Origin of the sequence: Pseudomonas sp. FP2294 (genome assembly GCF_030687625.1) — a bacterium.
GTDB lineage: Bacteria > Pseudomonadota > Gammaproteobacteria > Pseudomonadales > Pseudomonadaceae > Aquipseudomonas > Aquipseudomonas shahriarae.
The window spans coordinates 275,607-300,935 of record NZ_CP117441.1 but is presented as its reverse complement, the minus strand read 5'-3'; the positions used below and the strand labels follow the sequence as shown (position 1 = coordinate 300,935).

The window sequence follows — 25,329 nt, the reverse complement described above, 5'->3', positions numbered from 1 at the left end:
CGAGCGGTCAAGAGTCAATCTAGTGACTCTGCTTTATGCGCTCCCACTGCTGCGCAACGTGCTCGGCACTGGACGCACTCACCCGCGCCAGGTCGACGGGATACTCCACACCCTGATTCTCGACAAACCGCGTCGCGGTAAATTGACCATTACTGGCGCGCAGTATGTAGCCCGTGTCCTGGCATTGCCCCGACGCCAGGAACACCACCCCCGGCGCCACCCATTCCGGCTTGAGATTGTCCGGCTCCCCCTCGATGCCCCACATGCGCGTCTTGGCCACCGGCGACACCGCATTGACCAGGATCCCGTCCTTCGCGCCTTCCATACTCAGGGCATTCATGATGCCCAATTGCGCCATCTTGCCCGCCGCATACGCCACCAGCCCGGGCTGGGCATATTGCTGGTACATCGCCCGATCAGACGACGTCAGCACCACCCGCGCGGCAGTGGATGGCTTGAGGTATTGCCAGGCATGTTTGCATAGCCAGATGGGCGCATAGACATTGATACCCAGCGCACGCCCGATAAACGCCGCATCCGCCTCCTCAATGGATTGATAACCCACCCAGCCGGCGTTATGAATCAGGATATCCAACTGCCCAAACGCCGCGATGGCCGTCTCGACCAATTGCCGACAGCCTTGCTCGCTGGACAAATCCCCCTGATGAGCAACCGCGCTCAACCCCTGGGCCTCAAGGCGGCGTGCCGCGACCAGGGCGATGGCGTTGTCGCTTCCCGAACCGAGGTTATCGGCGCCGATATCACTGATCACCACATTGGCCCCGCGCTGGGCCAGTGCTTGTGCGTAGACAAACCCCAAGCCACGGCCTGCGCCGGTGATAACGGCGGTTTTTCCTGCGAAATTCATTGGCTTTTCCTCATTGAGTGCCACCTCAACTTAGCAATGAACAACGGCGTTGTTTAATACTGATCAAGGGGCGGTTTGATACCTTCTGGGTATCAAGCCCCACGCCACCCCAAGGCCTCGGCACCGGCACCCATCACCCCTTGCCAAAGCGCTGGAGCGCGCGACCGGCAGCGGAAAAACCACGTTCTGAAAAATAGTCAGAATTCAGGGGTTTACAGAACCTTTCCAATCGCTATAATCGTCGCCCTAACACGCCGGTATAGCTCAGTTGGTAGAGCAACTGACTTGTAATCAGTAGGTCCCGGGTTCGACTCCTGGTGCCGGCACCATACAAAACGAAGCCTCCACAGAAATGTGGGGGCTTTGTTGTTTCTGGGGTTTGAGGGATTCCACTTGCTATGTGTATCCTCTTCGCCTTCCTCGCCTCGCTACTGCCTAGCTCCGTCCGGGCACCTGGCGTGCGTAACGCCTGCATCCTGTGGGTGAAAATAGATTCGTTTCCTTTTCCAAAACGTCCACAAAGTGTCCACACCGGAATTACTAGGATGCCCCCCACCGCTTCCATTTCGGCGTTTGAAATGTTGCTGTCAGCTCACAACTAATAGTCAGGGCAGCCTCTGGTGAAAATAGATCCGCCCCTTTTCATAAAAAATCAAAGCCCTTAATTAACCGAAAAGACTTGTTTAAAGTCTAAAGCCTCAGCATCCAAATTATACTTTTTGAATTTATATTGCATATAAGCCGACATTTCATCTTCGTGCGTGGAAAGAATTATTTGCCTATCGGAAAACTCAGTCCTTAACAAATCAACAAACCCAGCAACATTTATATCGTCTAGTGTTTGGACAGGATCATCAATTAACAAAATAGCGTTCCTTGCGTATCTCTTATTTAAAGCCAGCGTAAATGAAAGCACCAACGAAGAAAGCTGCCCTGAACTCATAGAAAATATTACATCATGCAATTTTTTAGGGTTTTCTCGAAATGATAAATTTTTACCATCGGTTTCAATAAAAATCCCAAGACCACTTTGAAAGTTCTGCAAAAGCCGCCCTGAATATATATGAAATAGCACTTCAATGCCTTTAGCAATTGACGCTACATAAGAGTTCAAATTCTCATTGTAAATATCCCTGAGCTTACTTAGAGCTTTATCCAGATAAACGGCCTTCTTGTAAATATCTTCGGCCGCACTATAGGATTTCTCCTTGTTCTTGATATCGCCATAGATACTTCTAGTATAGGCTACCTTCACATAGGAAATTTTTCTATCAATCGAATCCAACTCAAGACTTAAAGCCGCATTATCATCTTCCAGAAACACTTGCTCAAAAATTTCTTGAAAATCCTCACCAATAAAATCATGATCGACAACGCGATACAAAGCACTAACAGCCTCACCAAGCCTGTTAACGACCAAAGATTCTTGCAAGTCAAAGCTTATACAGTAAAAAGGTCTTACATCAATACCATAAGATAAGTATGCACGCACAAGCTTACGCAAATACGAAATCTGCTCCTCGCGAAGCTCTGTGATTTTTTTCTTATAATCTATAGAGTCTTTCTGAACAGCAGCGTGCTCGCCTATAGCTTTGCGAATAGGACCTAAGACTTTCCTTTCAAACAGTTCTATATTTCGTTTAAGCGCTTCTCCATTAACATTAACGAGGGTCTCTAGAACTAATCTTTGGGATTCCATGTGACGCAGCAACTCGTTGTACGACTTCCAGTCATAGCCACATGCAGGACAATTGGCATCATCATGACTTATATGTTCAGAGGAGTACTTGGAAACAAATAGATCTCGAGCAGCCTTCAATTCATTGTAAGCAAGTTCGACGGTGCTTGAGTTCTCCACAGTCAATTTTATTTCAGTAACAGCCTGTGAAAAATCATTGTAGCTCAGCTCAAAACCAAAACTATCAAAAACCTCAGAATCAAAATTCAAATTTTCTTTTAACGAGGAGGGAATTCCGCTTTCAAATTTACTTAAAAAGCTCACACCAAAATCATAAAGAGCGACATCATTTTTATATACTGCGATCGAATCCAGACGACCACCAAACCTTAGTAGGCTCTCAAGCGCCTCCTGCTTTGGCTTCAGGACCTTATCAATCTTAGAGTTATATTTAGAGTTAATAAAATTATCTACTCCCTCTATAAATTTCCTAAGCCTATTCAATGCCCCGTCATCACCTAACCAGGTAGCTATAATTGAAGACTTGACTACGATATCTTCATGATCCCACGGCTGATGAGTAGCAGAGATTAATCTTTGATAAGGTTCATTTACGTTTTCATCCCCGACATTAACAGATCGATACAACTGCTCAATCTCTGTTTTTTGCGAATTCAAGTCTTCTCTTTTCGCTGTTGTCTTTAGGCTGGCGATCAAATCTTTCGCACTTTCAATTTTTTTAATTTTTTCTCTGTAATCACCCACATCAAATAAGTGGTCAATTTTCTGCTGCTTAGTCGACGCCTTGCTCTTTAAAATAGCCGTATTATCTTCTTGTTCGATGTAATGAAAAAGCTTGAAATCTCGTAGATAACCGCTCCCAAGTATTCCCCCTAAAAAAGACTCTTCATCCTGAACTAATCGCCCCTCCCCATTTATACTAGTCAACTCATAGAGCTTAAACAGCTTTAATCCAAGCCCCTTCCCTTTATCTAGCTTGTCCTTACTCGCGCTTCTTTTTAAATAGAACAGTCCATGACTGGTTTCAATCTCCGCCACAATTGAAATTTCAGCCCCTGCAACCGCCTGATCATGGACTATTGGGCTTCCTAAGGCTATCGACCGCTTATCAACTACGGAGTTTTCCAAGTGGTTGTAGCGGCCAATATCGCCGGTCAGAAGAAACTCTACAGCATCAAAAAAAGAGGTTTTCCCAAACCCATTAGGCCCATCCAAGATTGCTAAATTGCAACTACTAATCTCAAACTGATGAGCCACAAATGCTTTGAAGTTTTTCAGAACAAGCTTCTTAATATTTAACTTCATGGCCGGCCTCAGCTATTTTATCAACCAAATTTTTCAATAGAGACTCGGAGCTATCAAATCCATCAACATCCAAATCAAGCACACTGGACTCAATAATCGACAAAAGTTCCGGTTGTTTTGTGCTCCTAATTTTTTCGCGATGTCGAATGTAAAGTCCTTCTATATCAGCCGCCTCACCTTCTCCGATATCTATAAATCCAAGTTTTATGACCACCCTATAAATTAATTCCTCCCAGCTTTCAGTGCCCAAAGAGTTTTTATAACTGGAAAAAACATCAGGATTGTTCACCGATTTTAAAATTAAATCTGCAACATTACCCTCTCCGAGCCTTTCATTGAGGCTAACTATCTCAGCATCTGTATGGTAAAGCACATGTTTCTTGAAAAAAAATAAATCTTCTTCCGTAGCATGAACCTCAGAAATAATTTTACCGGTAATTTTTTCGACAGGCCAAATACAGATCAGGCTCGTATTTTTCTCTATCGCAGGGTTTCGGTATATCTCTCGGCATTTTGACAGCCAGGAATGCTGGTTCTCAATTACAGTTCGCGGCGAGGACTCTACAACCAGCCAGTAAGCCTCCTTACTAATATCGTCAGGTACGAACAGGCTAAACTCTTCAGTCAACGTCTCTGAATAATTATGTCTAGAGAATAATTCAGCTAAGAGTTGCTTCATTTCTTAATTCCGCTTGGCAAATTAGCAATTGACACCAACGCTACATCTTTAAACTTATTAAATTTAGCATGATCATGAAGTGCGCCACCTCGAGGCCCAACATTCGCGACCGAAAATATAGAGTCGGCATCTATATCAGTGGTTATCAATGTTCCACTTTCATAGAGAAATTCGACATCATGCTTTAAAGCATTATCGACAATTTTTCTACAAATAGCACCGGCACTCTTTTTTCCTTGGTGAATTGCCGTTGGGTAATAACTGCATCCAGAAAACTCCCAGAAAAACCCTGCGTTCCGCGCCCCATCATTGAAACTAGGCTCAATTAGATCATCGAAAACTCTAAACAATCCATACTGGAGATCATCAGAGTTTACAGACTCATCCTTGTACTCCATCAAGGAGTTAAATCGTCCTTTCTTACTAGGTAGAATTGAGCGCATAAACACTTTTAGCTTTTCGACATCAAATTTATTAATCCTAGCAACGCACCTTCCTAATTTATCTAAATCCTCACGCGTCAAGTCGTTCTCATCGCAAAAATCGGAATAGTAACCACCAACATCTTTAATTATTACCGAAAAGAAATAGCTTTCACAAAGTATGGCAGAAGTTAACTCGGCAGATAAGATATCGAAAAAATCCAAAAAACTAATTTTCTCTCTATTTGCAATCTGACGCTGAACTGCCCCTTTGGTCAGCTGGATTTCAGCGTGCATCGAGATTATCTTACTTACTATAATATTCTCTAGAAGATTTCTAGACCATTGTAAATATTCCGATACAGCTTTATGCTTTGAGCCCGGCTCATACTTATTATAAAAATCACATATAAGCTTTTCCAATAGCGAATCAACTTCTGATAGCGCACAGTAACTTTCCACTTGTGCAATTTTCTTGTAACTATAGAAAACTGCAGGCGAGTAAACGCTACTGAAGTCATCCGGAAGGATAATGTCCTTGGAAACATGGAATAAGACCTTGCACCCCGGATATGCCTTTGACTTTTCGACTTGCTCGCTTATCGCCTCAGAATAAGCGGAAAAGTCATCGCTTTTATACGCTTTAACTTGATGCATTGACTGACATACACCATCTAATAAAATGGCAAAATCATCGATACTATCAAGCTGCAACGCGAGTTTTTTACTATCAACCGCATTTTCTAATATCAAACTAAGGCAGTGATATAGCGCAATTTTTCCTTGATATATATATCCACCCCAAATCGCAACCGCTGTATGAGGCAAGCTTGCTTCAACACTATTTTTCGCCATAGTTTTAAACCTTCAACTGCAGATTTAAATATCTGCGGCTTCAAATTGGTATGAAATTACATTCCGGCCTACGCCACTAGACCGGAACGACGTAGCAAGCATGTGACAACCCATAAATGCCTACTTGTATTTTTATCTTGGATAGTCTGAATCTGATTTGTACAGAGTGCTTTACATAAAGGATATGGCGACATGCCGGGTTGTCTAAGGGCATCCAAGGCTGGCCCTCAAAAATTGGCCGTAGCATCATCTGGCGACCCAATTCCACTTATTGGATTGATCGAATATATCTTCGGGAAGGACGATTTTACGATGGCTTTCCATGGCCAGACTCCCACATGAATCGTTGAAGGCGCAATGCCACTACTGACACTACCGTTTAGCGCCTAAACCGTAAAGGACCGAAGAACATAAGGGGTACCGACGCGCTGAAAAACGCTTATCAGGCGACTATAACGCCATTTGAAGCGATGCAGAGGAGGCCCGGAATCCAACCCTTGAGGCGAAAGGGGACTCAACGCGCAAATTCGCCATGAACGGACAGGGGGGAATTGATGTGTTGTCGCCGGGGATTCCAGGAAATGTAGAACTCAGAACAAACTGGGGATATTCCAAGAGGTAGAACTGAACTTGATCACATGAGAACTAGATTTAAAACAATGACTTATCATTCGTTTCGACTCTTGGTGCCGCACCATACAAAACGAAGCCTCCACAGAAATGTGGGGGCTTCGTTGTTTCTGGGAATTGGGTTTCAGAGCCGCCGATATTCCGGAGAACTGCTCCACCAGAAAAATCCCACACCCTGCAAGTTGCAGCCCATAAGCCATCGCGCTAACCTCCTCCCCGTCGCTGCTCATCAGTGACCGGGCCTGGAAACCCGATGCTTAAGGACGCAACAGCGTCGTCAATCAATCAGCAGGCGCTTTTTTTATGCCTGTTGTTTGTGCTTTTTGGCGGCTGTACGTGGGAGGCCTTGTGCCTGCCGGGTTCCTTTTGCCTCGGTTTCCAGCCCGCGTACAGCTGCCACCTTTCGCCTGGAAACGTCTGGGGCAGCTCTTTTTGTTCATGCAAAGGGAGTTAGCTATGCCGTACGAAATACCGCCTGAAACCATTCGCTCCTTGGGTAGCATTTGCCGACTTCCACTATCCGGAGGCCAGCAATGAACACCTCCCCCCCAGCAACCACCCTCGGTGCCGTAACCTTCGCAGACTGTGGCGAAAGCAAACACGATATGAAGGTCTTCCGCGTCAATGCCGGCATTCCCTTCCAGGAAGCCCTTGAACACGCCTCCCACCTGCTCTACTACGCCAATGTTCTCTCGCTCGATGCCGCCATGGATGTAGACGGGGAAAAGTATGCGTTTTCTTCGCACTACCTGGGCGAGATGGGTAAAGCGATCCTCGACGATGTGCTTCTGGCCATGCAGCCCGAGGGGCCTGAGCCGCAGTAAGCCGTTCGCGCCCGATGCTGTGCGTCGGGCGCCTAAATGCTCATTAGGCCTGAGCCCAAGCAACCGAATCCTTCGCAAAATACCGACTAGGCACCTCCCCCAACACCCGCCTGAAAACACTCGTAAACGCACTCGAGCTGCTATACCCCAAATCAATCGCCACCCGCGTCACCGACTCCCCGTTCCCCAACCTGACCACCGCCGCCAACAGGCAGGCTTGCTGGCGCCATTCCACAAAGCTGATGCCCGTCTGCTGGCGAAACAAGCGGGTGAAGGTGCGGCGGCTCATGCCGAGGCGCTGGGTCATGTCGTCGATGCTGGTTTCCAGTGATGGCTGTTCCAGCAGGTGACGACAGATGGGGGCCAGCCGGGGGTCGTTGGGGAGTGGGGCGTTGAGTGACAGGGGGCGCATGTCGGCTATTTCGTCGAGCAGCAGGGTCATCAGGCGGCCGTGCAGGTGGTCCTTTTCGTACAGCGCCGGTATGTCGATGGCGCGGGTCAGCAGTTCGCGCAGCAGCGTCGATACACCGAACACCTGACATTGCGCGGGCAGGTTCAGGCGGGTTGCGGCGTGGGGGCGGATGTAGGTGTTGAGCATGGTCACCGGGCCGCTCATGCTCATTTCGTGGGGCACGCCCGCCGGGACCCAGATGGCGCGGTGGGGTGGCACCACCCAGTTGCCCTGTTGGGTGAAGACGGTGATCACGCCGCAGGCGGCGTAGGCGAATTGCCCGCGGCGATGGGTATGCACCGCAAAGTGCTGGCCATCGGCATAGTCGTTGGCGGTCACCACGGCGTCGCGGGGGGTGTTTTCGTAGGGGTCGATGTCAGTTTGGCGCATGGCCCGAATTTAATGATTTATGACCTGATAGTGCAAGCGAGCCATTGCGCCTATTGCGCATAGTTGCGCCTTGGCTGGCGCGCACAGGTGCCGGCGTTGCTTTGTGGAATCAGAACACCATGCAAAAGAAGCATCTGGCCCTGGCCGTGTTGGTGACGGCTGTCTGGGGGCTGAATTTCCCGATTACCAAGTTGGGGCTGGCGGGGGTTGATCCGCTGTTGCTGACTGCGCTGCGCTTTACGTTGGCGGCGTTGCCGTGGGTGTTTTTTGTGCGGCGCCCGGCCATTGCCATGAAGTGGTTGGTGGCCTACGGGCTGATTTTCGGGGTGGCAATGTGGGCCTTGATCAACCTGGGGATTGAATGGGGTGTACCGCCAGGTACGGCAGCCTTGTTGATCCAGTTCAGTGCGTTTTTTACCCTGGGTTGGGGGGTGTTGTTGTTTCGCGAGCAACTGAGCGTCGGCCAGATCCTCGGGGTGGGGCTGGCGGCTGTAGGACTGGTCGGTATTATCGCCAGCAGTCCGGGCGAGGCGACAACCCTGGGTTATGGCCTGTTGCTGGTAAGTGCGTTCAGTTGGAGTGTGGGCAACGTCATCATCAAGCAATCAAAAGTGCGCGAGATGTTTGCCTTTGTGGTGTGGGCCAGTCTGTTCCCGCCGCTGCCGTTGCTGCTGCTGACGTGGTTGGCCCATGGATCGGCGCCGTTCACTGCGCTGGTCACCCATATGGAGTGGCTGACGGTGTTCTCGCTGTTGTTCCAGGTGTACGCGGCCACGCACTTTTGTTACTGGGGCTGGAACCTGCTGCTGCGCGAGTACCCGGTCTCCAAAGTGGCGCCGTTGTCGTTGCTGATCCCGGTGTTTGGCGTCACCGGCTCCATGCTGTTGCTGGGGCATCAGGTCGATCTCAACGAGGGAATCTCGATTGCGCTGATTTTGTCGGCCTTGGCAGTGGGGCTGGTGAAATCGCGCCCAGCGAGGACGTCATCTGCCGCTTGATGCCAAGGGCGACGCGCGCAAGATGGCACTTAGCCATATTTCTAATTGACACCCCCCTCCCCGTCCTTTAAAACCCATGCATTCGCTGCGGGAACCCTGCCCCCAACAGCACCCGCCGTTTTTTATCGAGACATGGATGTCGAAGAACCCGCCGCTTTTTAATCGTCGTCGCTATTTGCTCGCGTTTTTTATCGTGCTGCTGGCGGTGCTCGACCCCTTCGGCCTGGCCAGTTCCAGTGACAAGGCATCCGCCCAGTGGCTCAACCGGATGTTCTCCAGCAATTACCCGAGCACCGGCCAGCAACATATCACCGTGGTGTTGATCGACGACGCCTACCTGATGCGCAACAACACGTCATGGCCGATGCCGTATAGCGAGCAGAGCAAGTTGTTCAAGCGCTTGCTGGCCTACAAGCCCAAGGCGGTGTTTGTGGATTTGCTGTACAGCCACGATCACTCCCTGGGCGACCCGACGCGGGGCAGCCAGTTGTTGGCGAATGTGTTCGAGCGCTATCAGCGCCGGGGCATTCCGTTGCTGCTGGCCAACACCGGGGTGACACGGGGCGAGAATGGGCAGGCCAATACCCTTGAGCAATTTGCCGCGTTCAGCCAGCCAGGGCTGGTGGTCTGGGACGGTGTGGACGACAAGTACCCCTTGGCGATGCCGACCGCGCTGGGGGTGATGGAAACCCCGGCCCTGGCGCTGTACCGCCAGTTCTGCAAGGGCCAGCCGTGTGCCGACCAACTGCCGCGGGATGCTGAAGCCGCTGCACAGCTACAGCCGATCGCCGTGCAGTGGGGCTTGAAGCTGGCGCCGCAGCAGGCGCAGATCGCGGATATCCGGCACTGCGCACCACCGCGCAACTTTGTGCTGGATGGGGTCGCGCAATTGTTCCAGGCCGTGTTCTGGAAACTCGACGACTCCGCCCAGGCCCGTTGCCCATATAGCCTGACGTTGTCAGCCAGCGACCTGGAGGTCAGCTCGCCAGAAGACCAGGCGTTGGTGGCCGGGTTGCTGCGCGACCGCCTGGTGATGGTCGGGGCCAGTATCACCTCCACCGGCGACCTGGTGCAGTCGCCCGTGCATGGGCTGATTCCCGGGGTTTACCTGCATGCCATGGCCCTGGACAACCTGATCAACAAGGGCATGGATTACGACCGCGAGCCGGCCAATTTCCCGAGGTTGAACCTGCACTGGGTAGACGTCCTGGAGCTTGGGCTGCTGGCGCTGATTATCGTGCTCAAGGCCCTGCATGCACGGCGCCTGGCCGGTTTGCAAACCTGGACTCGCTGGCGGGATCACGAAACCCGCTTCTTCACCACACCCTACCCGTCGTGGGGGCTGGTGATGCTGGTGCTGCTGGCGGTGTGCTGGGTGCTGTATCTGAACCACATCACCCTGGTCAACGTGCTGGGTATTGTTTTGCTGTCATTGGCGCTGTTCAGCGAGCGGATCGAAGCTTTCTTCGACCGTGGCCGCTGAGGGTGCCGCCATGTCGTCTCACTCAAGGAAACCAAGGATGAACAGAATCCTCATCGTGTTACTCGCCGCGCTCTACAGCCAGGGTGTACTGGCCGAAACCCACGTCATCAAGGAGTTCCTGGCCGACCCGGTGGAGGTGGTGGACGAGCAGGGCAAGCTGCAGCGGGAAATCGCCCGCAAAGACACCCCCAAGCAACCCGTTCAGGTGTTGAAACTCAACAAGGAACTGGAGCTGGTCCAGGTGGAACTGGCTGGGCAGAAAGTCTGGCTGGATACCGGGGACCTGCGCATCGAGCCGCCCTTCCACGTCACCGAGCTGCCGTGCCAGCTCATGCCCCAAAGCCTGGCCAAGGACAGTAACAACAAGTCCACCCTCGGCTACGGTGCCGGCTGCAATCAATAAGGGAGTATCGCGGTGAAGGGATATCTATTGCTGGCCAGTGCATTGCTCAGCGGCTGCGCCACCTTGAAGGGGGCAGACCAGGCGTTTATGAACCTGGTGGGGCCATCGACGCAGTCGCGCGTCGAAGGCCACTATGTGGATAACGCCGACGTGCGCCAGTACTACAGGCTCGACCCGCAGCGCGCGGGCCAGCAGCGCTTGAGCTACGACGGCCGCACCGTACCTGCCGCCGAGGCACGCCAGCAGAACCTGGTGGATATCCCGATGCTGCAGGTGTACTTGCAGGGCATCGTCACGCGCCTGTCCAAGGGCTGGCCGGGGCAGTTGCCGCTGTTGCAGGTGAAGATCACCGACAGCTACAGCTTCGGGCCGTCGGCGGACCCGTACGGCAATATCTTCGTGCCCCTGGGCATGCTGGAAAACGTCGGCAGTGAAGATGAAATCGCCGCCATGCTCGGCCATGAAATGAGCCATGTGCTGCTGCATCACCATGACCGCGCCGCCGCCTTCCAGCAGCAGAAGGATATGTTCACCACCGTGGCGTCCACTGTGGCCCTGGCAACCGTGGCGGCCAACACCGGGGTGGACCGCAGTTCGGGCACCATGAAACTGTTCAGCAAAGACCCGGCCGGCACGCAAAAAACCATCGGCAATACCGTGCTGTATACCTCGCTGGCCAACAGTTTTTCCGACAATGTCTGGAGCACTGCCTGGGGCCGCAGCCAGGAAGACCAGGCCGATCTGCTCGGCACCGACCTGATGATCCGGGCCGGCTACGCGCCCCGTGCGGCCACCCACAGCCTGGAGCGCCTGAATGATTTCCAGGGCAAGCAGAAACCATTGCTGACGGGCTTTCTCACCGCCCGCAAGGACGCGATGCAAGACTCATTGCAGCAGTTCAACCTCGACCGCTTTACCAAGGAGCTGGACGTGCTGGTCAAGGACGGCCTGACCCATACCATCACCGCCACCACCGATTACTTCAACCGCTCCCACATGTCCGCCATCGACCGTGACACCGAGCTGCGCCAGTACCTGCAACGCGAGTACCGCAAGGAGCGCCGCGCCCGGGTCAACACCACGAACTGGCCGAAGGTGCGTGACGCCGCCCCTGTGGCCAAGGCCATGCAGGGTTACAAGGACGCCTACGCCGCCACCGCTGCCCTGGCAAAAAACAAGGTGCCCGAAGCCGATGCGTTTATCCGGCGCGCCTTGAGTTCACCGGTCAAGGACCAGCCAAACATCCGCCGCACCGCCTACGCCGTGCGCCTGGCCCAGGGCAAAAACGCCGAGGCGCTCCAGCAATTGCAGGCGATCAAGGACTGGTCCCTGGCCGGGCCTTCGACCTATGACTTGATGATCAGCTACTACCTCAAGCGCGGCGATGGCAAGGCCGCGCTGGCCATGATCGACACAGCCGAGCGCCACTTGGGTTCGGAAGAGTTGTTTATCACCGAGAAGCTGCTGGCCAATCAGCAACTGCAGAACACCCAACAGGTGCAAAGCGTACTGCGCAAATGCGGGCAGTACCCGACACGCAAGGCCAACTGCCAGAAGTTGGCGCAGGTCAAGGCGTAAGGTTTCAGGCAGCCATAAAAAAACCCCGACACGTCGGGGTTTTTTATTGCCTGGTATCAGGCACGACGCACGATCTTAGAACACGTTGATCGGGTAGTCGGCGAACAGACGGATTTCGTTACCACCAACGTTGTAGTTGTTGGCGTTGGTCGAAACACGCAACCAGGAGGCACGGGCACGCAGGCTCAGGTCTTTAGCCGGGCCGCTCTGTACCACGTACTTGAACTGGTTGAAGATTTCACGCTCGGTGCCATCGCCACGGTTGCTACCGTCGTCGATGTTGGTGCCGCGCACGTAAGCGATGTTGTAGCTCAGGCCCGGTACGCCAAAGGTGGTGAAGTCAATGCCGTAGCCGACCTGCCAGGAGCGCTCGTCTTTACCGTTGAAGTCAGACCAGAAGGAGTTGGCCAGCAGGATGGTGTTACCACCGTCGCCGATACCACTACCCTTGGTGTTGTTACGGTAGCCGCCGTACATGTAGCCGGTGTCACCGGTGCTGCGCTGGTGTGCCAGGGTCAGGCTGTGCGGACCGAAGGCCCAAGTGGCGCCCAAACTCCAGATTTTATTGTCGCGAGCGTCGGCATCACCTTGAGTCAGCTGGGCGAAGCTCTTGTCCAGCTTGGTCTTGTAGCCGTTGAAGTCAAACGTCAGGGACTGCTCTTGCGGCAGGGCCAGCACGTAGTTGACGTTGACGTATTGCTTCTTCAGCACGTCTTCCATGTCGGATGCGTACAGCGCGGCCGACAGGCTTTCGGTGAATTTGTAGCTACCGCCCAGGTAGGCGATGTTTTTCAGGTTGCCGCTGTCGGTGCCTTCGGCGCCTTTTTGGGCTTCCTTGGTGAAGTAACCGCCTTGCAGCTCCAGACCCTTGATCTCTTTGGAAACGATCGAGGTACCGGTGTAGGTTTCCGACAACAGACGGGAGTTGTCGTACTGCAGGACCGGCACGGCTGGCATCTGGTCACCGTACTTCAGTACGGTGCTGGAGATGCGTGCCTTGACGGCTGCGCCGCCCTTGGCCAGGTCGTGTGGTGCTGCGCCGCTGTCGCCTTGCTTGAAGAAGTTGATGCCACCAGCGCCGCTGCGACCTTTACCACCGTCCAGACGGATGGCGTATTGGCCGATCACGTCCACACCCACACCGACGGTGCCTTGGGTGAAGCCGGACTCAAACTTACCGATAAAGCCTTGGCCCCATTCAGCTTTATCTTTACCGCCGTCTTTGTAATCGCGGCTGATATACGCATTACGCGCCGCGATGTTCAGGTGGCTGTCTTCCACGAAGCCTTTGGATTGCTCCTGGTCGTTTGCCATTGCCTGAGTAGCGCTCAAAATCCCCAGAGCAATCAGACCCATCCGTTTATTCAACATTTTCTTATTCCTTATTACTGGTTGAGTACGCGCTGTGACACCTGGCTCCATTTGGCTTTTTTGGTATCAACTTTCCCCGGATAAAAAAAGGCCCGCGGACGACCGAATATGCCGCGGGCCTTTTTTTATAGGGAAGTCATGGCGGTTAGCCACAGGCGTTGAGGCGAATCCTATCCGCGCCCTCAGCCGCATGTCAATTTAGTGAATCGTCTGTATTTAGGCAAAAAAAGTCTAAGCGATATTATTTAGCCATTATTTACGCGATATATACGCTCGGCCAATTCATCGCCTGAATAAGCCGCTGGTGGGTAACGCATTTTCCCCTGCGGCGTAAAATTCTATAAAAAACACATCTTGAAACATTTGTTTTCGTGGAAGGTCGAGGAATGATTAACGCGCGCAAATAGCAAGCATTATCATTCGCGCGTTTTCTTCCTCCTTCTTACGGATACGCCCCTAGATGCCTGCCTCTCGCCTGACGCCCATAACCCTTGGGCTTTCCGCACTGCTGTGCGCCGGATTTGCCTGCGCCGCGACCACACTGCCCGCCACCTCCATCAGCGCCGAAGCTGACGAGGACGACCCGCGCGTCAAAGACACCAACACCGCCACGCGCACAAGCACGCCGGTGCGCTACGTGCCCCAGGCGATCGACTCGGTAAAGACCGAGAACCTGCGCGCCTACGGCACCAACGATCTGGGCCAGGCCCTGAGTGGCATCCCCAACGTCAGCAGCGGCGCCGACACGCGCTTCGACAGTTTGCGCATCCGTGGCTTCGATGCCAGCAACGACTTCTACCTCGATGGCATCCGCGACGACAGCCAGTACGTACGCGACCTGCACAACATCGAACGCATCGACGTGCTCAAGGGCCCCGCCGCCGTGTTGTACGGCCGTGGTGGCCAGGGCGGGATCGTCAACCGCGTCAGCAAAATGCCCCAGGCCGGGCGTGCTTCCAGCCTCGAGGCCCAAGGCGGCACGAACGGGCTGCGCAGTCTGTACACCGACTTGAGCGCTGACCCGACCGAGAACATCAGCCTGCGCCTGAACATGGGCAACGAGGACACCGACAGCTTCCGCGACGGCATCAGCGGCAACCGCAAACTGTTCGCGCCGTCGATAAGCTGGCAACTGACCCCGCAACTGAACTGGCTGGTGCAATACGAATACAGCCGCTACGACCGCACCCCGGACCGTGGCATCCCCGGCGTGCGCGGGCGCCCGGCCGATGTGAGCCGCGACACCACCTACGGCGACCCACGGGACTATATCGACGACACCACCCAGTCCCTGCGCTCCAAGCTCGCCTATGAACTCAACGACAGCTGGCAACTGCGCCACACCCTGGGCGTGTTCAAGCTCGACAGTGACTTCGACAATACCTACCTGAACGGCTACGACCCCAAGACCAACACCGTCGCGCGCCAGCGCTGGCAGCAAGACCTGACGACGCGCAACGTATTCAATAACGTCGAACTCGAAGGTGGCTTCAATACCTTTGGCCTGGAACACCGCCTGCTGACCGGCGTGGAGCTGGGCAGCCAGCGCCGTGATCCGAAGTTGTACAGCGCGGTAACGGCCACAGTGCCCGGCCTCGATCTGAACCACCCCAACCGCCACCTGAGCCATACCGGGCCGATGACGATCTCGAGTAACAACCACACCGAGGTCGAAAGCCAAGGCCTGTATGTGCAGGACCAACTGCGCCTGAACGATCAGTGGCAGTTGCTCGCAGGTTTGCGCTACGACCGTTTTGAAGTGGACACCACCAATAAAATCATCAACCTGGGCAAAAAGGTCGACAGCCACAACACTAGCCCACGGCTGGGCGTGGTGTGGACGCCAGTGGAGAACCATTCGTTCTACGCGTCGTGGAGCAAGACGTTTTCCCCCACCGGCGGCGGCCTGATCGGCATCACCCCGAATGCGAAGGACAATACCAATGACCTGAGCCCCGAGCTGACCAAGCAAAAGGAAATCGGGGTCAAGAGCGACTGGTTCGACGACCGCTTGAGCACCACCCTCGCCGTGTATGAACTGGAACTCTACAACCGCCGCACCCGCGACCCGGAGAAACCACTGATCACCCTGCTCAGCGGCCTCCAGCGTTCCCGTGGTATCGAGCTGACCACCACCGGCAAAATCGCCGGCAACTGGTATGTACGCGGCGGCATCGGCGTACAGGATGCCAAGGTGGTGAAAGACAACAATAGCTTTGAAGGCAAACGCATCAGCGACGTGGCCAAGCGCAACGCCAGCCTGTTCGTTACCTGGAAACCGGAAATGGGCTGGTACGCCGAAACCGGCCTGACCCTGGTGGGTGATCGTTATGCCGATAACGCCAACACCGTGGTGTTGCCGGGCTATGGCCGCTGGGACGCCCTGGCCGGGTTCCGGCACAAGGACTGGGATGTGAAGGCGGCGCTCAATAACATCAGCGACAAGACGTACTACGCGTCGGCGACCAGCGCCAACCAGATCCAGTTTGGTGAGCCGCGCAGCCTGGTGGTAACGGGGACGTACAACTTCTAAGCCACATGCGGCTCATGGGGGAGCGGGCTTGTCGGATCGCCGCATCGCCGCGAAGACGTCGGCCCAGCCAACATTGATGTTGACTGACCCACTGCTTTCGCGAGCAAGCCCGCTCCCACAGGGGATCTGCGCTTAACTGACTGGCATTAGGGCAAGCCCGCTCCCACACTTGCAGATCAGTGGCAGTCAGTTGCGGATCAATTCGCATAGCACTTGCACCTCATCCTCACTGAACAACCCCAGCGGGTAGCGCTCACTCATCACCCTGCGTGGATCAGCCTGCCGGATCCGGCGCGAGCCGTTTTCCTTCAACCAGAGTGCCAGCGCGTGAATCGCTTCGCCCCGAACTGCCAGGGGGTGGGGCGCGCGTGTATAGACCAGGTTGATATCGGCGTTCATTTCAGCGCTCTCTCCTACTGCTTGAGCGGCTAACTTACTCAAGGTTTATGACAGAACTGTGCAGTCACAAACCCCGATCACTGTCACAACGCCGATACAAGAGCTATGCCAATAAGCCCGATTTACGGGCTTGCACACACAAAAAAGCCCACGGCCCCAATGGGCCGTGGGCTTGCTGTTATTGCCCAGTGCAGTGGCTGACGATCAGCCGTCGTACGGCGAAATCGCCTGTTACAAGTGCACTCAGTTTTTGTGCGGCGCGGGCTGTTGTTGGGTCAGACAGTGGATATTGCCGCCCCCCAGTAACAGTTCACGACCTGGCACCATCACCACTTCATGTTGCGGGAACAGACCCTGAAGGATTTCCTCGGCGCGGCTGTCCAGCGGGTCATCAAAACTCGGCGCGATGATGCCGCCGTTGACGATCAGAAAGTTGACGTAGGAACCGGCCAAACGCACGGTCGGATTACGCTCCTGGGAACCGTCCACCGGATCGACACCGGCGCACTCTTCCTCAGTGGCGTACAACGGCCCCGGGATCGGCATTTTATGTACGATAAACGCGCGGCCCTTGGCGTCTGTGCTGTTTTGCAGCACGTCCATGGCGGCATGGCAGCGTGCATAGTTCGGGTCTTGCGGGTCGTCGGTCCACGCCAGCAAGACTTCGCCCGGGCGCACGTAGCAGCAGAAGTTATCCACATGGCCGTCGGTTTCGTCGTTGAACAGACCGTCGGGCAGCCAGATGATCTTATCCACAGCCAGGTTGGCGCTCAGGACCGCTTCGATCTCTTCGCGGCCCAGGTGCGGGTTGCGATTACGATTAAGCAGGCATTCCTCGGTGGTGATCAGCGTGCCTTCACCATCAACGTGGATCGAGCCGCCCTCCAGCACAAAACCTTCGGTGCGATAACGCGGGCTGCGCTCGATCTCAAGGATCTTGCCGCCCACCTGGGAATCGCGGTTCCACGGGGCATACAAGCCACCGTCAAACCCGCCCCAGGCGTTGAAATCCCAGTTCACGCCACGCACTTCGCCCTGGTCATTGATCACGAAGGTCGGCCCGCTGTCGCGTACCCACGCATCGTCGCTGGACATCTCCACCACTCGGATATTCGGCACATCCAGGCGCGCCCGGGCGTTTTCGTACTGGCCGGCGGAGACCGCAACCGTCACCGGTTCAAAACGCGCAATGGCCTTGGCCACTGCCGCATGGGCCGCCTGCGCCGGCTTGCCGCCCAGGCGCCAGTTGTCGGGGCGCTCGGGCCAGATCATCCAGGCCTGGGTCTGGGGCGCCCACTCGGCTGGCATATAAAAGCCATCAGCGCGAGGCGTGCTGTGCAAAGTGGTCATGGCGATCAGGACTCCAGGGAACCGTCGAGGGTCTTGAGCGCGCCGTACAGGTTCGGCCGGCGATCACGGAACGAGCCCCACGCGCTGCGGATGTGCTCCAGCTCATCGAGGTCGAAACTGTGCACAAGGATGCCTTCTGCGGTTTCGTTGAGCTCTTCGACTTTTTCGCCGAACTGGTTGGCAATGAACGACGAGCCGTAGAAGGTAATGTCGTAGCCGTCCTGCTCTTCGTTGCCGATGCGGTTACTGGCGATCAGCGGCATCAGGTTGGCGCCGGCATGGCCTTGTTGCACGCGCTGCCAGTGGTCGCGGGACGAAATGGTCTTGTCGTGTGGCTCGCTGCCGATGGCGGTCGGGTAGAACAGGATCTCTGCACCTTGCAGCGCCATGCTGCGGGCGCATTCCGGGAACCACTGGTCCCAGCAGATGCCCACGCCGATCTTCGCGTAGCGGGTGTTCCACACTTTGAAGCCGGTATCGCCCGGGTTGAAGTAGTACTTTTCGTGGTAGCCAGGGCCATCCGGGATGTGGCTTTTACGATAAATCCCGAGGTTGGAGCCGTCGGCGTCGATGATCGCGATGCTGTTGAAACGCGCACGGCCAGCCAGCTCGAAGAAGCTGATCGGCAGCACCACTTGCAGTTCCTTGGCGATTTTCTGGAAGTGCTTGATGGCCACGTTGTCGTCAACCGAGGTCGCCAGTTGCAGATAGTCCGGGTTCGGCTTCTGGCAGAAGTACGGGCTTTCGAACAGTTCCTGGATCAGGATGATCTGCGCGCCTTTGGCGGCGGCCTCACGGACCAGCTTTTCAGCGGTCTCGATATTGGCTTCAAGGTCCCAGGAACAAGCCATCTGGGTAGCGGCGACGGTAACGATACGGCTCATGAATCATCTCCTGGGCGGTGGTCAGCGGCCAGGATAACCAGAGCCGATGACAGAAAGGGGAATGCTGCGCGACTTTATAGCGGATAAAAATCGGCTTTTAAAGCGCGCAAACATCCGACCATCTAAAAAACTCAAAATATTACCGATAACAATCGGCTTTAAAAGTGAAACCCCAATCAACTGTGGGAGCATTTCAATTTATTGAAGGGGGTTACAACCCTTCATCCAGCACCTTCGACAACATGTCGACAAAGAAATCCACACTGCGTTTAGACGTGACCATCGGCGGCTTGATCTTGAGGATGTTCAAATAGTCCCCGGTCGGCTGCATAAAAATCCCCAGCTCACGCAAGCGATCACACAGCTTGGCGGTTTCTTGCGTCGCCGGCTCCAGAGTCTGCCGGTCCCGCACCAACTCCAGCCCCAGATAAAAGCCCGAGCCATGCACCGCCCCCACCAGCGGATGGCGCTCGATCAGCGCCTCGAGCCGCACCTTGAAGTGCCCGCCGACCACCTGGGCGTTTTCCCAGAGCTTTTCTTGCTCCATCACATCCAACACCGCCAGACCAATCCGGCAACTGACCGGGCTGCCGCCGGAGGACGAGAAGAAGTACCCTTCAGCCTCCAGCGCTTCGGCGATTTCCCGGCGGGTAATCACCGCACCCAACGGCTGGCCGTTACCCATGCCCTTGGCCATGGTGATGATGTCCGGCACCACGCCCTGCTCTTCAAAGCCCCAGAAGAAATGGCCCATGCGCCCATAGCCAACCTGCACTTCATCGGCGATACACACCCCACCCTGGGCGCGCACCAGGGCATACACCTGCTGCAAATAGCCCGGTGGCAGGGAGATGCCACCGGCATTGCCATATACCGGTTCGCAGATAAAGCCCGCCAACTGGCGCTGGCTGGCGGCGATTTTCGCCAGGTTGTGCTCAACGCTGCGCACGTAATCCGGTGCAGTGTCCGGGCCACGGAATTCGCCGCGATAGGTATTGGGCGCGGTCACGGGGTGCACCCAGTCGGGCCGGCTGCTCAGGGCCTGGGGGTTGTCGGCGATCGAGGTGGACACCGCATCGGCCGCCACCGACCAGCCGTGATAGGCCTCCAGCACACTGAGCATGTCGCGCCCGCCGCTGTAGGCCCAGGCCAGGCGGATCGCCAGGTCGTTGGCTTCGGTGCCACTGTTGACCAGGAACACGCGGTCCATGGACTCGGGCGCCAGCGCCAGCAGACGCTCGGAAAACTCGGCAATTGCGGCGTAATGAAAGCGTGAGTTGGTGTTGAGCAGCGACCACTGCCGCGCCGCCACCTGGGCCATGCGCGGATGGCCGTGGCCCAGTACCGCGACATTGTTGAGCATGTCCAGGTACGAGCGGCCCTGCATGTCGATCAGATGATTGCGCCAGCCACGCTCGATGCGCGGCGGGTCGACGTAATAGTGCTTCTGCGAGCGGGCGAAGCTGGCATCGCGCCGGGCCAGCAAGGCTTCTGGATCCACCTCCGGCTCGGCGTCACAGGCCAGGCCCAGCAGCGTCGCCGGCGATGGGCACAACGCCTGCCAGGCCGCAGCGCGGGACGGCGTGCAGAACAATGGCGGATCAAGGTCAACCCGGCACAGTTGCACGGTCAATGCCCCGCACGCCTCCCCCAGGACCTGGCCTTTGAGCACCGCGGCACCGGGTTGCAAGGCATTTTTCAGGCCCTGTAGCCGTACATTCAGTTGCGCGCTATGCAGACTTAATACGCCATCGGCGGTGCAGCGCAGGATGCCGGCGAACGGCGCCTCTACGACGCTGCCCTGGGGCACATACAGTTCGACGTGCAGAGCGAACGTGTGCGGTTCGCTCGCGCAGTCCGGGCGCGTGCGGGACAAGCGATACTGGCCATAACGACTGGCCGCCAAGCCGTGGACCGTTGCAGCCTGCTGCAATAGATGTTGGTCGATGCCAGGGGTTTCCCAGTTTCCGGCTTCGAAATGTTCACTGAGTACACCCAGGTCGATCAGCGCGAACTCGCGCCCCACCAGGCCCGGCAGCAGCGGGGCAAAGCCTTCGCCGGCCACTGGTTTGGGGGTTGCACCGACGCACGCCTGGATCGCCGCCTCCATCAATTCAAACGGCACCGAGGTGGCAACGTGGAAAATTTCCCACTCGTGCTCGGCATTCTTCAACAGGTAAGAGTTATCTGGGTCCAGGCGCTGCTGCTGTTCGCTGCTCAGGACTAGAACCGCCGCACGGGCCACAATCAGCGGCCACAACGCCTGCAATTCCTGGGGTTGCAAAGGGGTCAACGCGTGACAGGCCTGGATCGCCGGCAGGATCGCAAACGGGTCGCCGTCAGCGTGGTGCAGTAAAGCGGCGCAGGTCACCGACAGGTCGGCAATCCGCCAGGTATGCACCAAATCACCGAAGTCGATAACGCCCTGCACCTGCCAATGCCGCTCGGCATCCCGCTGCCACACCACGTTGTCATCGGTGATATCCATATGCACCGCCTGCCACGGCAATTGCTCGGCCAGGGGGCGCAGGCGCTGCTCGACCTGGGCGGCGACCTGTTCCAGGGCCGCACGCTGGGGCAGGTTGTCGAGTGTCGAGAGTAAATGACGGATCAGTTCCAGGGCGTGGCGCGGGTCCCACTGCAGGGTGCGCTCCAGGCCCCCATGGGCGAAGCCGGCCAATGCCCGGCTCATCTGCCCGCACAGCTGGCCAAACCCGGCGATCAGCTCACGGCCCAGGTGCGGCAGGTGGGTCAGCGGCTGGCCGTCGATATAGTCCAGCAACCGCAGGTGCACCGCCTGCCCGGCCACCGTCAGGCTCAGCAGTTGCTCGCCATCAAGGGTACTGATGACCGTGGGCACCCGAACCGCCGCCTGTGCCTGCAAGTGCGCCAGGGCGGCGTGCTGGGCGTGCAGCTCGACGGCAGCATACTCGCCACGGCAGATTTTCAGGACGAAGCGGCCCCGGTCACTGTCGACCCGGTAATTGAGGTCTTGCTGGCTGCCCAGGGACTGCAGCGTGCCACTGAGGCCGTAATGTTGCTCAAGCAACTGCAAGGCTTGCTCCGGCCCAACTTGAGGGCACGGCAAACTGGCGCGGTGGATCAATGTATCGAGCAACATGTGACGGCCCCTGGTTTTTTGTCCGGCGCTTATATCGCCATTGTTAATAGGTCTGATGCAACCCAAACCCATTGTGATGGTCTTCTTTGAGCACGCAAGCCTTTGAGCACGCAAGTCGGGCCAATCTGACCACCGCCCCTTGCACCGCCCATCGCAAGCCCGCAAGCTATGCCCCATTCGCTCAGTTTCCGTCCAAGGAAAAGGCCTCTCGACATGCGTATTCTTGTTACCGGTGGTGCCGGTTTTATCGGTTCCGCACTGATCCGCCATTTGATTCAAAACACTGAACATGAAGTTCTCAACCTCGACAAACTGACCTACGCGGGCAATCTTGAGTCGCTGACCAGCATCGCGACCGACAGCCGCTATGAGTTCGTCCAGGCCGATATCATCGACCAGGCCACCGTCAGTGCAGTCCTGGCACGCTTCCAGCCCCAGGCCATCATGCACCTGGCGGCCGAGTCCCATGTCGACCGTTCCATCGACGGTCCGTCGGACTTTATCCAGACCAACATCGTCGGCACCTACAGTCTGCTGGAAGCCACTCGCGCCTACTGGCAGCAGTTGGCAGAGCCGGCCAAGAGCGCCTTCCGCTTCCATCACATTTCCACCGACGAAGTGTATGGCGACCTGCATGGTGTGGATGACCTGTTCACCGAAACCACGCCTTACGCGCCCAGCTCGCCTTACTCTGCGAGCAAGGCCGCGTCCGACCACCTGGTTCGCGCCTGGCAGCGCACCTACGGTTTGCCGGTGCTGCTGACCAACTGCTCGAACAACTACGGGCCGTTCCACTTCCCCGAGAAGCTGATCCCGCTGGTGATCCTCAATGCCTTGGCAGGCAAGGCCCTGCCGGTGTACGGCGATGGCCTGCAAGTACGTGACTGGCTGTTTGTCGAAGACCACGCCCGCGCACTGCTCAAAGTAGTCACCGAAGGTGTAGTGGGCGAGACCTACAACATCGGCGGGCACAACGAGCAAAAGAACATCGACGTGGTGCGTGGCATCTGTGCACTGCTCGAGGAGCTGGCGCCACAGCGTCCGGCCGGCGTTGCCCAGTTCACCGACCTGATCACCTTCGTCAAGGACCGTCCAGGCCATGACCAGCGCTACGCTATCGACGCCAGCAAGATCGAGCGCGAACTGGGTTGGGTCCCGGAAGAAACCTTCGAGAGCGGTCTGCGCAAGACCGTGCAGTGGTACCTCGATAACCTGGAATGGTGCCGCCGGGTCCAGGACGGCAGTTATCAGGGCGAACGCCTCGGCAACACCGAAGCGAAGGACCTGATTGCATGATGAAGGGAATCGTACTGGCCGGTGGCTCCGGGACGCGCCTGCACCCCATTACCCTGGGGGTTTCCAAGCAGTTGCTGCCGGTGTACGACAAACCGATGATCTACTACCCGATTTCCGTGCTGATGCTCGCCGGAATCAAGGAGATCCTCGTGATTTCTACGCCGGTGGACTTGCCGCAATACCGCAACCTGTTGGGCGACGGCAGCCAGTTCGGCGTGCAGATCAGCTATGCCGAGCAACCCTCGCCCGATGGTTTGGCACAGGCCTTCCTGATCGGCGAAGCGTTCATCGGCAATGACCCCGTATGCCTGATCCTGGGCGACAACATCTTCCACGGCCAGCATTTCAGCGAGCAACTGCGCGCCGCCGCCAAGCGTCCATCCGGCGCCACAGTGTTCGGCTACTGGGTCAAGGATCCGGAGCGCTTCGGCGTAATTGATTTCGACGGTGAAGGCCGCGCGCTTTCCATCGAAGAAAAACCCGCCAAGCCAAAGTCCAGCTATGCCGTGACCGGCCTGTACTTCTATGACAACGATGTGGTCAAGATTGCCAAGGCCGTCCAGCCCTCGCCACGCGGCGAGCTGGAGATCACCGACGTCAACAATGCCTACCTCAAGCGCGGCGACCTGCATGTCGAGCGCTTCGGCCGTGGCTTCGCCTGGCTCGATACCGGCACCCACGACAGCCTCCTGGAAGCCTCGATCTATGTGCAGACCATCGAGCACCGCCAGGGCTTGAAAGTGGCTTGCCTGGAAGAAATCGCCTACGAAAACGGCTGGATCGACCGCGACCATCTGCTGGAGCGGGCCAAATACTTCGGCAAGACTGGCTATGGCCAGTACCTGTTCTCCCTCGCAGGGGAAGCCCAATGAATGTGAGCGGTACACCGTTGAAAATCCTCATCACCGGCCAACACGGCCAGGTTTCCCGCGAGCTGCAACAGCGGCTCCAGGGCCTGGGTGAACTGGTCGTGCTCGGTCGCGACCAGCTCGACCTGGCCAACCCCGAGCAGATCCGCCAACAGGTGCGCAGCCATCGCCCTGGGCTGATCATCAACGCGGCGGCCCATACTGCTGTCGACCAGGCCGAGAACGAGCCCGAGGTGGCCTTCGCGATCAATGCCACGGCGCCCGGCATCCTCGCCGAAGAAGCCAAGGCCCTGGGCATCCCGTTGATCCACTACTCCACCGACTATGTGTTTGACGGCAGCAAGCCGGCGCCCTACACCGAGGACGATGCGCCCAACCCGTTGGGTGTCTACGGCCAGAGCAAGCTGGCGGGCGAGCAGGCCATCGCGGCGGTGGGCGGTCAGTACCTGGTCCTGCGTACCAGTTGGGTGTATTCGAGCCACGGCAAGAATTTCCTGCTGACCATGCAGCGCCTGCTCCAGGAAAAACCGCAGATGCGTATCGTCGCCGATCAGATCGGTGCGCCGACCTGGGCCGGGACCATCGCCAACAGCACCCGGGCACTGATCGAGCGCTGGCAGGCCGGCCAGGCCGGGGACTGGGGCGTCTATCACTTGACGGCCCAGGGCGAGACCTCGTGGTTCGGCTTTGCCCAGGCCATTGGCGAGCAACTGCTGGCCGAAGGCAAGGCGTGCGCCGAGCTGGAAGGGATTCCCGCCAGCGACTACCCCACGCCCGCCAAGCGCCCGTTGAACTCGCGCCTGGACTGCAGCCGCCTGCAACAACAATGGCACGTCGGCCAACCGCAATGGCGCGAAGCATTGCGCGAGTGTCTTGCACTGCAGCACTAGGCATAATGCGCCTGTACCCACAGGCGCAGAC

The 25,329-nt window shown here is 56.4% G+C and carries 19 protein-coding genes and 1 tRNA gene; 10 read left to right on the top strand and 10 right to left on the bottom strand.

Annotation, left to right across the window (positions count from 1 at the left end):
* Positions 1-19 precede the first annotated feature (19 nt).
* Positions 20-868, bottom strand: a complete 849-nt coding sequence (locus PSH73_RS01285) for an SDR family NAD(P)-dependent oxidoreductase (RefSeq protein ID WP_198848662.1) — start codon at positions 866-868, stop codon at positions 20-22.
* A gap of 253 nt (positions 869-1,121) precedes the next feature.
* Here PSH73_RS01285 and PSH73_RS01280 point away from each other — a divergent pair.
* Positions 1,122-1,197: transfer RNA gene (locus tag PSH73_RS01280), tRNA-Thr, on the top strand.
* 332 nt (positions 1,198-1,529) lie between these two features.
* Here the strand turns inward: PSH73_RS01280 and PSH73_RS01275 are convergent.
* Genes PSH73_RS01275 through PSH73_RS01265 form a run of 3 tightly spaced genes read right to left on the bottom strand, consistent with a single transcriptional unit; the run spans position 1,530 to position 5,828 of the window.
* Positions 1,530-3,872, bottom strand: a complete 2,343-nt coding sequence (locus tag PSH73_RS01275; protein ID WP_305461792.1) for an AAA family ATPase — start codon at positions 3,870-3,872, stop codon at positions 1,530-1,532.
* On the bottom strand, positions 3,856-4,551 hold the full coding sequence (locus PSH73_RS01270; RefSeq protein WP_305461790.1) for an ABC-three component system middle component 1: 696 nt from the start codon (positions 4,549-4,551) through the stop codon (positions 3,856-3,858). The genes PSH73_RS01275 and PSH73_RS01270 overlap by 17 nt, the downstream gene beginning before the upstream one ends.
* Positions 4,548-5,828 carry an ABC-three component system protein gene (locus PSH73_RS01265; protein ID WP_305461788.1) on the bottom strand — a complete coding sequence of 427 codons (1,281 nt, stop codon included), beginning with the start codon at positions 5,826-5,828 and terminating at the stop codon, positions 4,548-4,550. Before PSH73_RS01265 ends, PSH73_RS01270 begins: the two co-directional genes overlap by 4 nt.
* A 1,163-nt stretch (positions 5,829-6,991) precedes the next feature.
* Between PSH73_RS01265 and PSH73_RS01260 the strand changes: the two genes are divergently transcribed.
* Positions 6,992-7,282 carry a DUF3077 domain-containing protein gene (locus PSH73_RS01260; RefSeq protein WP_057437100.1) on the top strand — a complete coding sequence of 97 codons (291 nt, stop codon included), beginning with the start codon at positions 6,992-6,994 and terminating at the stop codon, positions 7,280-7,282.
* A gap of 43 nt (positions 7,283-7,325) precedes the next feature.
* Here PSH73_RS01260 and PSH73_RS01255 read toward each other — a convergent pair whose 3' ends face one another.
* A complete protein-coding gene (locus PSH73_RS01255) occupies positions 7,326-8,123 on the bottom strand; it encodes a helix-turn-helix domain-containing protein (protein WP_057437098.1) in 798 nt (265 codons plus the stop codon).
* A 119-nt stretch (positions 8,124-8,242) separates the two neighbouring features.
* On the opposite strand from PSH73_RS01255, the gene PSH73_RS01250 reads away from it, so the two are divergent.
* From PSH73_RS01250 to PSH73_RS01235, 4 genes are all read left to right on the top strand, one after another.
* Positions 8,243-9,121, top strand: a complete 879-nt coding sequence (locus tag PSH73_RS01250; RefSeq protein ID WP_057958020.1) for an EamA family transporter — start codon at positions 8,243-8,245, stop codon at positions 9,119-9,121.
* 136 nt (positions 9,122-9,257) lie between these two features.
* Positions 9,258-10,604, top strand: a complete 1,347-nt coding sequence (locus PSH73_RS01245; protein ID WP_305461785.1) for a CHASE2 domain-containing protein — start codon at positions 9,258-9,260, stop codon at positions 10,602-10,604.
* 37 nt (positions 10,605-10,641) lie between these two features.
* Entirely contained in the window at positions 10,642-11,007 is a 366-nt protein-coding gene (locus PSH73_RS01240) for a hypothetical protein (protein WP_057437096.1), read from the top strand.
* A gap of 12 nt (positions 11,008-11,019) precedes the next feature.
* Positions 11,020-12,585, top strand: a complete 1,566-nt coding sequence (locus tag PSH73_RS01235) for a M48 family metallopeptidase (protein ID WP_216312182.1) — start codon at positions 11,020-11,022, stop codon at positions 12,583-12,585.
* A 75-nt stretch (positions 12,586-12,660) separates the two neighbouring features.
* Here PSH73_RS01235 and PSH73_RS01230 read toward each other — a convergent pair whose 3' ends face one another.
* Entirely contained in the window at positions 12,661-13,956 is a 1,296-nt protein-coding gene (locus PSH73_RS01230; protein WP_057958017.1) for an OprD family porin, read from the bottom strand.
* Between the two features lie 460 nt (positions 13,957-14,416).
* Between PSH73_RS01230 and PSH73_RS01225 the strand changes: the two genes are divergently transcribed.
* Positions 14,417-16,489 carry a TonB-dependent siderophore receptor gene (locus PSH73_RS01225; protein WP_169989230.1) on the top strand — a complete coding sequence of 691 codons (2,073 nt, stop codon included), beginning with the start codon at positions 14,417-14,419 and terminating at the stop codon, positions 16,487-16,489.
* Between the two features lie 186 nt (positions 16,490-16,675).
* Here the strand turns inward: PSH73_RS01225 and PSH73_RS01220 are convergent, their stop codons facing one another.
* From PSH73_RS01220 to PSH73_RS01205, 4 genes are all read right to left on the bottom strand, one after another.
* Positions 16,676-16,888 carry a hypothetical protein gene (locus PSH73_RS01220; protein ID WP_057958013.1) on the bottom strand — a complete coding sequence of 71 codons (213 nt, stop codon included), beginning with the start codon at positions 16,886-16,888 and terminating at the stop codon, positions 16,676-16,678.
* A gap of 243 nt (positions 16,889-17,131) precedes the next feature.
* A complete protein-coding gene (gene aguA, locus PSH73_RS01215; protein ID WP_057437092.1) occupies positions 17,132-18,238 on the bottom strand; it encodes an agmatine deiminase in 1,107 nt (368 codons plus the stop codon).
* 5 nt (positions 18,239-18,243) lie between these two features.
* On the bottom strand, positions 18,244-19,122 hold the full coding sequence (gene aguB / locus PSH73_RS01210) for an N-carbamoylputrescine amidase (protein ID WP_057437091.1): 879 nt from the start codon (positions 19,120-19,122) through the stop codon (positions 18,244-18,246).
* A 211-nt stretch (positions 19,123-19,333) separates the two neighbouring features.
* A complete protein-coding gene (locus tag PSH73_RS01205) occupies positions 19,334-22,243 on the bottom strand; it encodes an aminotransferase (protein ID WP_305461783.1) in 2,910 nt (969 codons plus the stop codon).
* Positions 22,244-22,456: 213 nt separating this feature from the next.
* Here PSH73_RS01205 and rfbB point away from each other — a divergent pair, with 213 nt between their 5' ends.
* From rfbB to rfbD, 3 genes are read left to right on the top strand one after another with little or no spacing between them, the layout of a single operon-like run.
* Positions 22,457-23,539 carry a dTDP-glucose 4,6-dehydratase gene (gene rfbB / locus PSH73_RS01200; protein ID WP_120731259.1) on the top strand — a complete coding sequence of 361 codons (1,083 nt, stop codon included), beginning with the start codon at positions 22,457-22,459 and terminating at the stop codon, positions 23,537-23,539.
* Entirely contained in the window at positions 23,536-24,411 is an 876-nt protein-coding gene (gene rfbA, locus PSH73_RS01195) for a glucose-1-phosphate thymidylyltransferase RfbA (RefSeq protein ID WP_120731257.1), read from the top strand. The genes rfbB and rfbA overlap by 4 nt, the downstream gene beginning before the upstream one ends.
* The gene (rfbD, locus tag PSH73_RS01190) at positions 24,408-25,298 is read left to right on the top strand and encodes a dTDP-4-dehydrorhamnose reductase (protein WP_305461780.1); all 891 of its coding nucleotides are present in this window, start codon (positions 24,408-24,410) and stop codon (positions 25,296-25,298) included. Before rfbA ends, rfbD begins: the two co-directional genes overlap by 4 nt.
* Positions 25,299-25,329 lie beyond the last annotated feature (31 nt).